The sequence below is a fragment of the Rhodocytophaga rosea genome (assembly GCF_010119975.1).
Classification (GTDB): domain Bacteria; phylum Bacteroidota; class Bacteroidia; order Cytophagales; family 172606-1; genus Rhodocytophaga; species Rhodocytophaga rosea.
In genome coordinates, this window is sequence record NZ_CP048222.1 from 6,243,042 (window position 1) to 6,257,766 (window position 14,725).

Annotated in this window: 8 protein-coding genes; 5 read left to right on the forward strand and 3 right to left on the reverse strand. The window is 40.3% G+C overall.

The annotated features are described in order from the left end of the window. Window positions 1–216: 216 nt before the first annotated feature. The 4 genes from GXP67_RS25805 (at window position 217) to GXP67_RS25820 (ending at window position 7,134) form a co-directional block, all read left to right on the forward strand. Window positions 217–2,685, forward strand: a complete 2,469-nt coding sequence (locus tag GXP67_RS25805) for a bifunctional UDP-N-acetylmuramoyl-tripeptide:D-alanyl-D-alanine ligase/alanine racemase (protein WP_162445791.1) — start codon at window positions 217–219, stop codon at window positions 2,683–2,685. 182 nt (window positions 2,686–2,867) lie between these two features. Then, window positions 2,868–3,101 carry a FeoA family protein gene (locus tag GXP67_RS25810; protein ID WP_162445792.1) on the forward strand — a complete coding sequence of 78 codons (234 nt, stop codon included), beginning with the start codon at window positions 2,868–2,870 and terminating at the stop codon, window positions 3,099–3,101. Between the two features lie 61 nt (window positions 3,102–3,162). Next, complete coding sequence (gene feoB, locus GXP67_RS25815) at window positions 3,163–5,289, forward strand: ferrous iron transport protein B (protein WP_162445793.1); 2,127 nt, start codon at window positions 3,163–3,165, stop codon at window positions 5,287–5,289. A gap of 678 nt (window positions 5,290–5,967) precedes the next feature. Next, window positions 5,968–7,134 carry a tyrosine-type recombinase/integrase gene (locus GXP67_RS25820; RefSeq protein ID WP_162445794.1) on the forward strand — a complete coding sequence of 389 codons (1,167 nt, stop codon included), beginning with the start codon at window positions 5,968–5,970 and terminating at the stop codon, window positions 7,132–7,134. 303 nt (window positions 7,135–7,437) lie between these two features. On the opposite strand, the gene GXP67_RS25825 is transcribed toward GXP67_RS25820, so the two are convergent. After that, a complete protein-coding gene (locus GXP67_RS25825) occupies window positions 7,438–7,713 on the reverse strand; it encodes a hypothetical protein (RefSeq protein ID WP_162445795.1) in 276 nt (91 codons plus the stop codon). Between the two features lie 249 nt (window positions 7,714–7,962). Between GXP67_RS25825 and pheT the strand changes: the two genes are divergently transcribed. Then, complete coding sequence (pheT, locus tag GXP67_RS25830) at window positions 7,963–10,377, forward strand: phenylalanine--tRNA ligase subunit beta (protein WP_162445796.1); 2,415 nt, start codon at window positions 7,963–7,965, stop codon at window positions 10,375–10,377. Between the two features lie 117 nt (window positions 10,378–10,494). On the opposite strand, the gene GXP67_RS25835 is transcribed toward pheT, so the two are convergent. Continuing rightward, window positions 10,495–11,475: a DNA topoisomerase subunit B gene (locus tag GXP67_RS25835; RefSeq protein WP_162445797.1), complete on the reverse strand. Its 981-nt coding sequence runs from the start codon at window positions 11,473–11,475 to the stop codon at window positions 10,495–10,497. 73 nt (window positions 11,476–11,548) lie between these two features. Continuing rightward, window positions 11,549–14,371: a DNA polymerase I gene (gene polA / locus GXP67_RS25840; protein WP_162445798.1), complete on the reverse strand. Its 2,823-nt coding sequence runs from the start codon at window positions 14,369–14,371 to the stop codon at window positions 11,549–11,551. Between the last annotated feature and the right edge of the window lie 354 nt (window positions 14,372–14,725).

Below are 14,725 nucleotides of genomic sequence, written 5' to 3' on the forward strand. Positions count from 1 at the left end.
TTTTAGGTATTTTTTGAAATAGTACCATTAATACTTTATAAGACTTTATATAGGTAAAAGCGGAATATTTGGACAAAGAAGATTCATAAATCAACTCATAATATACATACCGCTATATCTTAAAGTAAATTAAACTGAGGGACTACATTGTGTTTTACAAATGCCGAATTTCATGTTCCAAGCTAGCAGTACCGCAGGTAATTCCTAACTTGCCACATGTTTACATTTAAACAGACGACAGATTGTATTAAAGGTGCCGTTATGCAACAGCACAGCCCTTCCACAATACAATATTTATTGACCGACAGCCGCAAACTGATTACTCCGGCAGTTTCCTTATTTTTTGCCATCAAAGGCGGAAGGCATAATGGACATGCATTCATTCAGGAATTATATAATAGGGGCGTACGTCAGTTTGTGATTGAAAATGACCAGATCTTTGATCTAACGAAGTTTCCGGAAGCTAACCTGATTAAAGTTAATAATAGCGTTCAGGCTTTGCAGCAACTGGCTGCTTGCCATCGTACAGGTTTTTCGTTGCCGGTGGTAGCTATTACCGGAAGTAATGGCAAAACTATTGTAAAAGAATGGCTGGCAACCCTGTTGGCGAAACAATTTAATGTAGTCAAAAGTCCCAAGAGTTATAATTCACAGATTGGAGTGCCTTTATCTGTGTGGCAAATCAATGAAACAAATACCCTTGGTATTTTTGAAGCTGGTATTTCTATGTCCGGAGAGATGGATAATCTGGAAAGAGTAATCCGGCCAACTATTGGTGTTTTTACTAATATTGGTACGGCTCACGACGAAAACTTTAAGGATAGGGAACAGAAAATCCGTGAAAAACTGCTTTTGTTTCAAAATTGCCTTGTTCTGATCTATTGCCAGGATCACGAACCTATACACCAGGAGATTTTGCTCATCTTAAAGCCAGAACAGCAAACTTTTACATGGAGCCGAACCAATTCACAAGCAAACATATGGTTAAAACAGCTTAGCAGGACAGACTCTAGCTCAGCGTTGCTTATTCAGCATAAACAATCTGATTTTCAGCTTACCATTCCTTTTGCAGACGATGCCGCAATAGAGAATATTATGCATTGTGTGAGCCTGATGCTGTATCTGGAAATGGAAATAACGGAGATTCAAAACAGACTGAATTTACTCCAGCCAGTTTCTATGCGGCTAGAACTTAAACAGGGCATAAATGGATGCTACTTGATCGATGATACCTACAATAATGACCTGGCTGGGTTAACAATGGCACTTGATTTTCTCAATTTACAGAAACAACGGCCGATCAAGACACTCATATTGTCAGATTTGCTGGAAACTGGTATGCCCGAAGCCGGTTTGTATCAACACATTGCTCAGTTGCTGGAAGATAAAGACATCAATCGCCTGATCGGAATTGGAGAAGTTATTTCAAGGAATAGAAAATATTTTCATCTGCCTGCTCAATTTTATCCTAGTACAGAAAGTTTTTTGCAGGACTCGTTGTACAGAAAATTCAGCAATGAACTGATTCTGCTTAAGGGCGCCCGTACCTTCCGGTTTGAAAATATAGTGCATAAACTTCAGCAAAAAACGCATGGAACTGTACTTGAGATCAACCTCGATGCACTGGCGCATAATCTGAATGAGCACCGCCGCCAGCTTAATAGCCAGACTAAAATTATGGTAATGGTAAAAGCATTTGCCTATGGCAGCGGAAGTGCAGAGGTAGCAAATTTCTTGCAATTCCAACGGATAGATTATTTAGCAGTTGCCTATGCAGATGAGGGCGTAATTTTACGTGAAAATGGAATCCATTTGCCAATTATGGTAATGAATCCATCGCCAGAAACTTTTGGGCTATTGCTCAACTATCGCCTGGAACCAGAATTATATAGCCTCACGATTCTGAGAGAATTCATTCATTTCCTGAAGGCCACTAACCAGTCTTCGGGGGCGCATCTCAAATTTGATACTGGCATGCACCGGCTAGGATTTGAAACAAAAGATCTGCCTGACTTGATTCACCTGTTACAACAGACTGATAAAATTAAAGTAACCACCGTGCTTAGCCACCTGTCTGCCGCTGACGAAGCTAAGTTTGATGATTTTACAAGACAACAGATTCAGGCTTTTGAATCGATGAGTGAAAGTATAGCTGCGGTGCTTGGATATATGCCCATCCGCCATATATTAAATTCAGCCGGTATTACCCGGTTTACCAAACAGCAACTGGATATGGTGCGCCTGGGTATTGGACTATATGGAGTGGCGGCCAGCGCATCAGATCATTTGGGATTACAGACAGTGGGCACACTTAAAACAACTATCTCCCAAATTAAACAGGTGAAGGCAGGTGAAACGGTAGGATATAGCCGCCGGGGTAAAATAGAGAAGGATTCAACGATTGCCACTATTGCTATAGGCTATGCCGATGGATTTGACAGGAGGCTAGGTAATGGTGTTGGAAAGGTATGGATTCATGGAAAACCTGCTTCTATAGTTGGCAGTGTGTGTATGGACATGACGATGGTAGATATTACCGGGATAGAAGCCACTGAAGGAGATGAGGTAATCATATTCGGACCGCAGCATTCCATTACGGAAATTGCAGCCAGCATTGGCACCATCCCTTACGAAATATTAACAGGCATCAGCGAAAGAGTAAAACGTATATTTTTTACTTCCTGAAGGAAGTTCTTTTCAGGATTAAGCATCTAATTAGGTATTCAGCTCATTTATTAAAAAATAACAGGCATTTTATCATCCATCAACATAAAAGCTCATCTAAAATAAAAATTAAAATCATTGGAGAAGAAATGCTTTGCGTGTAACTTGCATTGTTTATAATGAATCTAAATAAGCATTAGCCTATGTTCAACCCGGTAAAGAGTATAGCTGATCTGAAGATTGGCGAGAAGGCGACCATCTGTTGTTTTAAAGATGAAGAAATGTCTTTGAAATTGCTGGAGATGGGCTGTTTACCAGGTACTGAAATCAAAATGAGCTGTAAAGCGCCCTTTGGTGATCCGGTTTGTATCCGGGTTTCAGGATATGCGCTATCGCTTCGTAAAGAAGAAGCGGCTACCATTATGATCCAGCAATGATTTGCCTGCTATATTATCAGAATTCAATAGACTTTATATACTAAATTAGTAAGATTCATCTTTGAAAACATCGGCTAAAATTGCTCTTATCGGAAATCCTAATTCCGGTAAATCTTCTTTATTTAACCAGCTTACCGGGCTTAATCAGAAGATTGGTAATTTTCCTGGTGTAACAGTAGACAAAAAAACCGGCGTCTGCCGCCTCGATTCTTCTGCTTCCATACAAGTTATTGACCTGCCAGGCACCTATAGTTTATATCCTAAGTCTCCCGACGAAAAAGTAGTAATGGATATTATCACCAATCCGCTGGATGCTTCCTATCCGGATCTAGTTGTGGTGGTCGTAGATGCTTCCAGTCTTAACCGGAATCTACTGTTGTTTACAGAAATCAGGGATTTGGGACTTCCCTTGATTCTGGCCTTGAATATGCTCGATATTGCCAGCCGGGAGGGTATTTCTATTCAGACTTCGGTATTGCAAAATACATTACAGGTCCCTGTAGTGGGAATAAATGCCAGAACAGGAGAGGGTATCGAAGACTTAAAGGCAATTATACACACGAGTCTGCAAAAATTACCAAAACCTGCCTTACAACTGGAAAGCAGTTTTGTAAATACGCAGGCACTGGCGCCAGAAATTGTAAGTGGCATCAAGGAAAGGTTTGGTGTACATAACGATTATCTGGCCATGCATTATGCACATCAGGGAAAGAATCTGGCCTTTCTAAGCAATGATGATAAAAGCCATATTGAGCAGCTCAAGCAAAAATATAATTTTAAACACTCGCTCCTGCAGGCGAAAGAAACCATAGCCCGTTACGAACGGATCAATCTCATTCTAGACAATGCCGTAAAAAAGCCCGACTCTGAAGAAAAAGATAATATAGATACAAGAGTAGATAAGATATTGCTGCATCCGGTATGGGGCTATGCCTTGTTTTTGACCATTCTGTTCCTGATTTTTCAGGCCATTTTTGCATGGGCCAGTTATCCGATGGATCTCATTGATGCCGGAATTGCAGCCGTTAATGAGTTTCTAAAAACCAGTCTTCCCGAAAGTATGCTGGTAAGTTTGCTTACCGATGGATTGATTGCCGGGATAGGCGGCGTACTTATTTTTATTCCGCAGATTGCTATTTTATTTGCTTTTATTGCCATTCTGGAGGAATCCGGGTATATGTCCAGGGTAGTGCTGCTGATGGATAGAGTGATGCGTAAATTCGGGTTGAATGGAAAAAGTGTGGTTCCGCTTATTTCAGGCGTGGCTTGTGCTGTACCGGCTATTATGGCTACCCGAAATATCGATAACTGGAAAGAAAGGCTCATTACTATTCTGGTAACACCCCTAATGAGTTGTTCGGCACGTATTCCGATCTATACTATTCTGATTGCCCTAGTTGTACCCGATGAGCCAGTGCTGGGTATATTAAATTTACAGGGAGTTGCTTTAATGGGCTTATATCTCCTGGGCTTTGTAGCCGCCATCTTATCAGCCTGGCTGATGAAGCTGGTGCTAAACATCAAAGGCCGTAGTTATCTTATTATGGAGGTACCTGCTTACCGGATGCCCCGCTGGAAAAATGTAGGTCTGACCATTATTGAAAAAGTAAAAGCCTTTGTGCTGGAAGCCGGAAAGATCATTGTAGCTATTTCTATTGTCCTTTGGGTACTTGCTTCATATGGCCCATCTGATAAAATGGAAAAAGCTGAAACCACCGTTAAACTCGAAAATCCAACTTTATCCGGACAGGCACTGGAAGATAAAATAGGTTCGTATAAACTGGAGAATTCATATGCCGGACATTTTGGAAAGTTCATTGAGCCTGTAATCCGGCCATTGGGCTACGACTGGAAAATAGGAATTGCGCTGCTCACTTCTTTTGCAGCCCGGGAAGTATTTGTAGGAACCTTATCGACGATTTATAGTGTAGGCAGCGAAGCTGAAAATACGGATACTATTAAAGAACGGCTCAGAAAAGAAACTGATCCTAAAACCGGCCTGCCTTTATATACGCCTGCACTGGCTTTTTCTTTGCTCGTTTTTTATGCCTTTGCTATGCAATGTATGAGTACTTTGGCAATTGTATACCGGGAAACCAATGGCTGGAAATGGCCAATGATTCAGCTGATATATATGACTGGCCTGGCCTACTTATCTGCTTTAATTGTATATACCCTGCTGAAATAAACTTATAACAAGCAATCAACATTGTTGGAGATTCCAGAAGATTGATGCGTTTGTGTAAGTTCCTGTCCCCAAACTGTAGTATAATCCGTTGCTGATTCGGAATCTGTTTCTCAACAGGCTAACTATTGTCATAGCGATCCCATGAACAAATTTTGATTGTTTTACTTTTCATCCATAAATACCTGCTATACTTTTTATGCTTTTGTACATGTGTATAATAATAATGAACGATTATATACAATAAAATTTGATATGGCGTTTATTAAGGAAATATATATACAAATACAGTTAAAATTTGAAAAGATAGGGTAAATACAGTTAAAGTGCTGATAGTTAATATTTTATTAATTCTATTTGTATATAGAAAATTTAATTGCAATTTTTTATTGCATTTACTTTTCTAACGTAGTAATTTGCAGTAAGAAAATACTATACGGTTTGTAAAGAGGTAGTATATTCTGATGTATCAGTCTGCAATATATTGGGTATTTGTTTGAATGCTGTTTAAGTAATTATTGATAGTGAAGATTTGATTCTACAAAAAGGCCATTTCTTGAACTTATTTTGGGGTGAAAACATGAAAATTGTCACCTTCGCTACTTCCGCCTCTTTAATCTAAAATTAAAGGGGTTTTTTTGTGACCTGTACGATTTTTAATTAAGTATTAACAGACAACCTATGAACAGAGAAAAAGAATTAGAAGAACGACCGCACGAAATTGCCCGTTTGGTGAACCGCAAAGGAGATCTCAACAAGCGTTGGTATGTAGAATTTTATACACGTTCCGAGGAGCAGAATAATGCCCAACGCAAGCAGGTATTTGTACCGGCTACCCTGAAAACTGCCGAAGCCAGAGAAGGATGGGCCAAAGCAACGATAAAGGAATTGCATGAAATGGCTACTTCCGGGTATGATTTTAAACCTCTGGCGGTAAAACCCAAACCTGCCGCTCAGCCGCAGTATACATTTCCTCAAGCCATAGAGCTGGCCATTTCTACGAAGTTGAATAGCGATCGCCGCCGTACCACCCAAACCTACCGTAGTTTTCTGAACATTTTTAATGCCTGGATTGACAAGTCCGGGTATGAGAATGTGGAAATTAGCCAGGTTACTGATCTGCATATTGGCCACTTTCTCAACTGGTTGCAGGTAGAAAAGAAAATAGGAAATACTACCTATAATAATTACCTGCAACGGCTCACTACCGCTTTTAATACACTGGTGAAACAGGAAATTGTCGCGAAAAACCCATGCCATCAGGTAGAAGCTTTGCAGGAAGAAGCCAGCAAAAACGTTCCGCTTAATTTTCACCAGCGGCTCACTATTGAAAAGTATCTACAGGAAAACGACCGCCCTTTGTTCAAATTTACCCGTTTTCTGTACTTTACATTTCTGCGTCCCAGTGAGCTGGTTCAATTAAAAATTAAAGATATTGACCTGAAAAACCGGCAGATTATTGTGCCTGCTTCTGTAAGCAAAAACAAAAAAGAAGAGTTTGTAGCGATACCTAAAATTTTACTGGCAGAAATGGCTCCTATGCGTCTGGATAAATATGATGCAGAAGATTATGTATTTTCTAAAAATCTGTTGCCTGGCCCCACTAAAATCTATCCCACGCATGTGAGTGAAATGCACCGGCTCATGTTACAAGCTTGTGGAATTAAGCAAAAGGATATCTCATTATATTCCTGGCGGCACACTGGTTTTGCCAATGCCTATAAAGCAGGTATTGATATTAAAACGCTGCAAATCCATCTCCGCCACCAGAATATGGAAATGACCAACAGCTATCTGGAAAGATTAGGGCTTGGCTTAAAAATGGAGCTTGAACAAAGAGAGTGGTAACAAACATTCATCCTCAAAGGCATTATACACTGGCTTTTGAGGATGATTCCTTTGTTGATTGGGAATCCAGTCATTCTACTTTTTACAAGCATAGCCAGGAACTGCAATAGGTAAATTCACTGCAAAATTTGCAGAATAAGACTGTATGCGCTTACTCAAACAGGTTCTTCTTCAGATTTATAAGTAAATGCAATAAGCCTGTTTTCTATAAACAAGACAAAAAGCTTTTTGCAAATTATTAGGAAAAATAAACCGTTAACTGATACCAATCTACCAATAACGATCAACTTTAACCATTAATCACTATACCCTTTCCAGAATCAATTGCTTGATCTTTTTGGCATCGGCTTTGGTAAAGCCTTCAATAATAATTTCTGGTCTGGCTCTGGGAATAATGTGAATGGTGGCAAACAGCAATCCGCTTTCGATTTCCACACCGGAGATATCGCCATAAAAAACGAAATTTTCCGTACCGCCAATCATTTTATTTACCTTTAGCGTTACGCCTTTTTCGCTGAACATCACTTCATCGGGAGCCACCATATCTTTAAACCGGCTCGCTGTAAATACTTCATTCATAGCAGTTCATTTGTTTGACATCAAATTTGGGGTAAGTAGCGGAGATTTACAAATGATTTCATGGGCGGAATGCAACTTCCTGATCTAGTTAAAAACCAAAGAAAAAGCAGGATACATACACAAATAATCCTAACAATTGCGAAATTTGCCGCAAACAAATTGGCTATTGTAAGGAAGTCAACTTAATACTCTAAAAAAATTGGCAATTCTTTTACATAAAGCCAGCGTTTCTATAATTAACTATACAATATGAAAATATCCCTGAACTGGCTAAAACAATATATTTCATTACCTGAATCTCCTGAACAAATTTCTGCCTTGCTTACCCGCTCCGGACTGGAAGTGGAACATCTGGAAAAAATAGAATCTGTTCCTGGTGGTATGGAAGGTATTGTGATTGGAGAAGTACTTACCTGTGCCCGGCATCCGGATGCTGATAAACTCAGCATTACTACCGTTGACATTGGCAATAATACCATTGTACCAATTGTATGTGGGGCCTCCAATGTAGCTGCCGGACAAAAAGTAATTGTAGCCACGGTTGGTGCTACCTTATATCCGACTGGTAGCGAGCCTTTCAAAATCAAAAAAGCCAAGATCCGGGGTGAAGTTTCTGAAGGAATGATTTGTGCCGAAGACGAAATTGGTGTGGGTACTTCTCATGCTGGTATCATTGTAGCCGACACTGATCTGCCGAATGGTACACCTGCTTCCATATATTTTAATTTAGAACCTGATTATATTTTTGAAATCGGTTTAACGCCTAACCGGGCCGATGCTGCCTCACACATTGGGGTTATTCGTGATCTGAAAGCGCTTTTAAATCGTCCCTATCAGTTGCCTCCGGTAGAGAATTTTAGAATTGCTACCGCAGGTAAACCGTTTGATGTAAGGGTGGAAGAACCGGCGGGTTGTCCCAGGTATTCCGGACTTACGATTTCAGGGATTATGGTGAAAGAATCGCCGGAGTGGCTCAAAAAGCGCCTGCAATCCATCGGGCTTTCGCCCATTAATAATGTGGTAGATGTAACCAACTTTGTATTGCACGAACTGGGTCAGCCTTTGCATGCATTTGATGCGGCTCACATTACGGGTAATCAGGTGCTGGTGAAAACACTTCCACAGGATACGCCTTTCGTGACTTTAGATAAACAAACCAGAAAATTGCAATCATTCGACCTGATGATTTGTAATGCAGAAGAAGGAATGTGTATTGCCGGTGTATTTGGTGGGATTACATCTGGTGTTACCAGTGAAACCAAAGCCATCTTTCTGGAAAGCGCCTGTTTTTCGCCAGCCTATATCCGCAGAACCAGCCAGTATCATGGATTAAAAACAGATGCTTCTTTCCGGTTTGAACGGGGAACAGATCCCAATAATACCGTGTATGCACTCAAACGGGCGGCTTTACTCATTCAGGAAGTAGCTGGCGGCGAAATTACTTCTGATATAGTAGACATTTATCCGCAGCCGGTAGGAGAAAGGGAGATACCCATGCTATACAAACACATTGACCGATTGATCGGAAAATCCATAGAGCGGCCGGCTATTCAAACCATATTAGCAAATCTGGATATACAAATACAAAATGAAGATGAAACCGGATTTACAGCTATTGTGCCTGCTTACCGGGTAGATGTGCTCCGGGAAGCCGATGTGATTGAAGAAATCCTGCGCATATACGGCTATGATAATATAGAATTGCCACCTTACCAATACTCTTCTTTTCTGGCTGAATTCCCGGTTACGGATAAAAATAAGTTACAGGCCAAAATTTCTTCGCTGCTGGCCGATAATGGGTTTTATGAGATCATTACTAATTCGCTGACCAAACAGGCATATACACAGAAATTCAATGCAGTGGCCAGCGGACAGGATATAGAGATTTTGAATAAGCTAAGTGAAGATTTAGGTGTTTTACGGCAAACGCTGTTGTTCTCCGGGATGGAAGTACTGGCCTATAATCTGAATCGCCGCCAGAAAGAGCTGAAATTATTTGAGTTTGGTACGATCTATTATAAACAGGAAGGAAAATACATAGAAAAACAGCGTCTTGCCTTAGTTCTTGCCGGCGATAAACAGGCAGAAAGCTGGCTGGAAAAAACCAAACCAGTAGATTTTCATGTTCTGGCCAGTGCTGTGCAGAAGATATTGCACCGTATGAATGTAAAGAAATTTGATAGCAGCGAAACTAAACATCCGGTTTTCAGCTATGGCCTTACCTTTACGCTAAACGGAAAAGAACTGGTGAACTTCGGTCTGGTACAGTCCAATGCTTCTAAATTCATGGAAATTAAGTCTCCGGTATGGTACGCTGATTTCGACTGGGAATACCTTCTGAAACAATACAATGCCAGCCTCGCAGCTGAGGAAATCGCTAAATTCCCTGAAGTACGCCGGGATTTATCGCTGGTGATCGACAAAAATGTAAGCTTTAAACAGATCAGGCAACTGGCCACTGCTCAGGAACGCCGTTTGCTAAAATCGGTGAATGTATTTGATGTATATGAAGGCGAAAATATCGGCAAAGACAAAAAATCGTATTCAGTCAGCTTTATCCTGCAAGACGAACAAGCTACCCTTACCGACCAGATTATCGACCGGACCATGCAAAAACTGATTGGCACTTTCGAGAAAGAGTTGAATGCCGTCATCAGAAAATAAAGCTAAGCTATTATACTTCCTAAGAAATCCTTTATTCCCCTCTTAAGAGGGGCTAGGGGTGTGTTTTATTATAGACTACCTCAAATGTAAATCTACCACATACCTAAAACTATAATATTAAAAAATTTTACTCATCAATTTTGATGGGTCGAATCTCCAGAGAAATATATCAGCTTTCTCCTTCTCACTTTTTAAAAAGTCAAGCACTAATTTAGTCATTAGTTGCTTTGATTGTTCTCGTACTGGGGTATCTTCTAATGTCTCTTTAAAGTTTCCGCCATAAATAAAGTTATCACCTCGAACAGCACAAACCAAAATAAATCCGTTCACAAACTTTTTAATTCTGATCTTGAGAGTTGTTAGATTATTTTCCTTAACGTAAATCCTGCATGCTTTTATTAGCCCTTCAAGTATACCTTCAACTAGTGAGCCGCCACAAATAGTATGTACATCATTAGCAAAACTGATTACATTCGGTGTAGGATACCAGTCAGTACGATAAGCGAGTCCGATCTGGTATTTGTTTGAACCAATTTCACCATCAAATGTGATTTTAAATTCAGGATTTCCTAAAGCTTCTGTTATAGCTCTATCAAATAAATAAAAGACGCCTTGTGGAAAGTGATAATAGTTCTGATTTACATACTTCCCCCTTTTGTCTATTATTAAAATCTCTGCTTTTCTGTTTAACAATGCAAGTTGATGCATTTTCTCTGACAATTTGAAATAATCGATAGTAAGGTCATTGATCACATTCTTGTCAAATGAGAAAAGAATCTCGGTTTTTGCGGGATTAGTAGCAATTTCAAATTCTTCTGAAATGATTTTAAGAACTTTTAACAAATAAATTCTGAATTGAGTATTTTCAAGTAAGAGTGAGTCTAAAAAAGGCTTCAGATTATGCGGTGATGATAAACCAAGAGAAAATTTGTTCTCACGAATAATGTTGATTTCAAACATAATCTCTTCGATTTGGCAAAGTTCAATACATTCGATAAACAGACCTTCAAAAAGCCTGATATGATCATCACCAATATACATCTTCGGCCGTTTCCTAACCGATTCCTCAAATGCCGTTCTATTTGGGAGGTCTGTCATTACTAGAGGCTCTTTATGCTTCTAAAAAGTTATTTGATGCCTAATTATTCCAAATCTAAAAATCTTAATCAAATTAATGTGCTTCCAGCCAGTTATTGCCGGTTCCTATACCAATTTCCATAGGTACACCAAGCGGAAGGGCATGTTTCATAATATCTTCTACCTGTGTTTTCAACGTTTCTACTTCATCTTTATGGGCATCAAATACTAGTTCGTCGTGTACCTGCAAAATCATTCTGGACTGCAACTTTTCCTGTTCGATATATTCGTGAATGCGAATCATGGCAATTTTGATCATGTCAGCGGCTGTGCCTTGGATGGGCGCATTGATGGCATTGCGTTCGGCAAAGTTGCGGTCGGTCATATTGCGGGAATTGATATCACGCAGGTAACGTCTTCTGCCAAGCAGGGTTTCGGCATACTCGCAATCACGGGCTTTCTGGATAGAGCTATCCATGTATTTTTTTACAGCCGGAAATTCCTGGAAATAGGCATCAATAATTTCTCCGGCTTCTTTACGGGGAATATTCAGGCGGCTGCCTAATCCAAAGGCCGAAATGCCGTAAATAATACCAAAATTGATGGTTTTCGCCTTGCGCCGCATATCTGAGGTAACTTCTTTTAAATCTACTTTAAACACCTTACTTGCTGTAGATGTGTGAATATCTATGCCCTTTTGAAAAGCGTCCAGCATCGTCTGGTCCTGGCTGAAAGCAGCCATAATACGCAATTCAATCTGGGAATAATCTGCAGAAAGAATGGTAAACGATTCATTATGTGGCACAAATGCTTTCCGGATCTCCCGGCCTCTTTCCGTACGGATGGGAATATTCTGCAAATTGGGATTGGTAGAACTCAAGCGTCCGGTAGCAGTTACCGCCTGATTGTAAGAAGTATGAATACGGCCATCTTTGGGGCTCATCAAAATAGGCAGGGCATCTATATAGGTAGATTTAAGCTTCTGTAATTCGCGGTAATCCAGAATATGGCGGATAATTTCATGGTCGCCTTCTAGTTTGGATAAAATATCTTCTCCGGTGGCATACTGGCCGGTTTTGGTTTTTTTGGCTTTAGGGTCTAGTTTCATCTGGTCGAACAAGACCTCACCAAGCTGTTTGGGAGAACCAATGTTGAATGGTGTACCGGACAACGTAAAAATTTTATCTTCCAGTCCTTTTAAGTCACCTTCCAAAATTTTGGAAAGTTCGCCCAATGCTACTGTATCTACTTTTACGCCAGTACGTTCCATTTCTGCCAGTACCGGAACCAGCGGGTTTTCTATCTCATAAAATAACTTTTCCATCTTGTTTTCTCTGAGTTTAGGCAGGAAAACTTCTTTCAATTGCAGGGTAATGTCCGCATCTTCACCTGCATACTCCGCGATTTTTTCGATTTCCACCTTATCCATCGTAATCTGGTCTTTTCCCTTCTTTCCAATGAGCGATTCAATAGAAACTGTCTGGTAGTGGAGATACGTTTCAGCCAGAATATCCATATTATGGCGCATATCCGGCTCCAGCAGATAATGGGCAAGCATGGTATCGAAGATTTTACCCCGGACCTGTACCCCATAATTTTTTAGTACAATAATATCATACTTCAAATTCTGGCCTATTTTGCCAATGGCCGGATTTTCCAGTACCGGCTTAAATTCATTTACAATCGCCTGAGCCTCTTTCTGGTCAGCTGGGATGGGTACATAATAGGCTTCATTTTTATAATAGCTGAAAGCCAGCCCAACCAGTTCTGCTGCCACTGCATCGATACTATTGGTTTCAGAATCGAAACAAAACTCATCCTGACGGCTCAGGTGTTCGATCAATAATTTGCGTAGCTCTGGCGTATCGATCACATGGTACTGATGCAAAACTGTATGAATGCTTGCCTTATCCGAAGGAGGCAGTTCAGCCGTTTCGGTAAGTAAAGCCGGATTAAAATCCAGTTCAAAGGAAAACTCCGGCTGGTTGGTTTTTTTAGCCGCAGCTTTTGGTGCCGCACTTGCGCCTGGAACAGGTTCTTCTCCAAACAAACGCTTTTTAATCGTGCGGAACTCAAGCTCATCGAGTAACTCTGATAACACTACTTTATCGGCTTCCCTGCATTTGAGTTCATCAGCTTCAAATGGAACAGGTACATTAATATCAATGGTGGCTAATTGTTTGGATAAAAGTGCCTGCTGGGCATATTGTTCGACATTATCTTTTTGTTTGCCTTTTAATTGTGTAGCATTAGCAATCAGGTTTTCTACGGTATCAAATTCCTCAATTAGTTTTTGTGCCGTTTTTTCACCCACACCTGGAATGCCAGGAATGTTATCTACGGCATCGCCCTGCAAACCCAGCATATCTATTACCTGGTCAATCCGTTTAATGCCCCATTTTTGCAATATTTCCTTTTCTCCTAAAATTTCTACCCCTTTTCCCATAAAAGCCGGTTTATACAGGTATACATGTTCTTCTACCAACTGTCCGTAATCTTTATCCGGGGTCATCATAAACACTTCAAAACCTTCCCTGGCTGCCCTTTTGGCAATGGTTCCGATTACATCATCCGCCTCAAAGCCATCCATGGCCAGTACCGGAATGCCGAATGCTTTTACCAGTTTTTTTACATAAGGTACCGCAATGGTAATATCTTCAGGCTGTGCTTGCCGCTGGCTTTTATACTCCGTATAAGTAGTATGGCGGAAAGTGGGCGCAGCCGTATCAAAAGCTACGCCAATATGGGTTGGTTTTTCTTTTTGTAACACTTCCAGCAGGGTATTGGTAAAGCCGAAAATGGCACTGGTATTCATTCCTTTAGATGTAATTCTGGGTGCTTTGCTAAAGGCAAAATGTGCCCGGTAAATCAGGGCATAGGCATCTAAGAGAAATAGTTTATGAATGGGTTTAGACATAAAAACGTAGTCAAGGGTTTGGTGGTTTTTGCGGTTAAATATAGCAATAAGTAATCAAGTATGCTGTATAATTGAAAATAGGCAATGGATAATTTATATAGCAGGATGAGTTCAAATACCATTGAATTTTATTGGATTTAGCACTATACGGCTACAATTTTGCTATGTTTGGCCCATACTTAAAGCCAATGTTGTGAACTGTCTTTTATGCATTATGCTTTAGAATATATGTGCCTATACAACGAACGGAAAAGAAAACAATTGAGTTAGAAAGTTTGAGTAAGCATGATTTCCTTTCTCTGGCAGGAAGACAAAACAAAATTTTGGGATGGCTTGTGGGTTTTCTGCCTGAAA

Coding starts and splice junctions, on each gene's coding strand:
- GXP67_RS25805 (WP_162445791.1), top strand. CDS start 217: ATGTTTACATTTAAACAGACGACAGATTGTATTAAAGGTGCCGTTATG.
- GXP67_RS25810 (WP_162445792.1), top strand. CDS start 2,868: ATGTTCAACCCGGTAAAGAGTATAGCTGATCTGAAGATTGGCGAGAAG.
- GXP67_RS25820 (WP_162445794.1), top strand. CDS start 5,968: ATGAACAGAGAAAAAGAATTAGAAGAACGACCGCACGAAATTGCCCGT.
- GXP67_RS25825 (WP_162445795.1), bottom strand. CDS start 7,713: ATGAATGAAGTATTTACAGCGAGCCGGTTTAAAGATATGGTGGCTCCC.
- pheT (WP_162445796.1), top strand. CDS start 7,963: ATGAAAATATCCCTGAACTGGCTAAAACAATATATTTCATTACCTGAA.
- GXP67_RS25835 (WP_162445797.1), bottom strand. CDS start 11,475: ATGACAGACCTCCCAAATAGAACGGCATTTGAGGAATCGGTTAGGAAA.
- polA (WP_162445798.1), bottom strand. CDS start 14,371: ATGTCTAAACCCATTCATAAACTATTTCTCTTAGATGCCTATGCCCTG.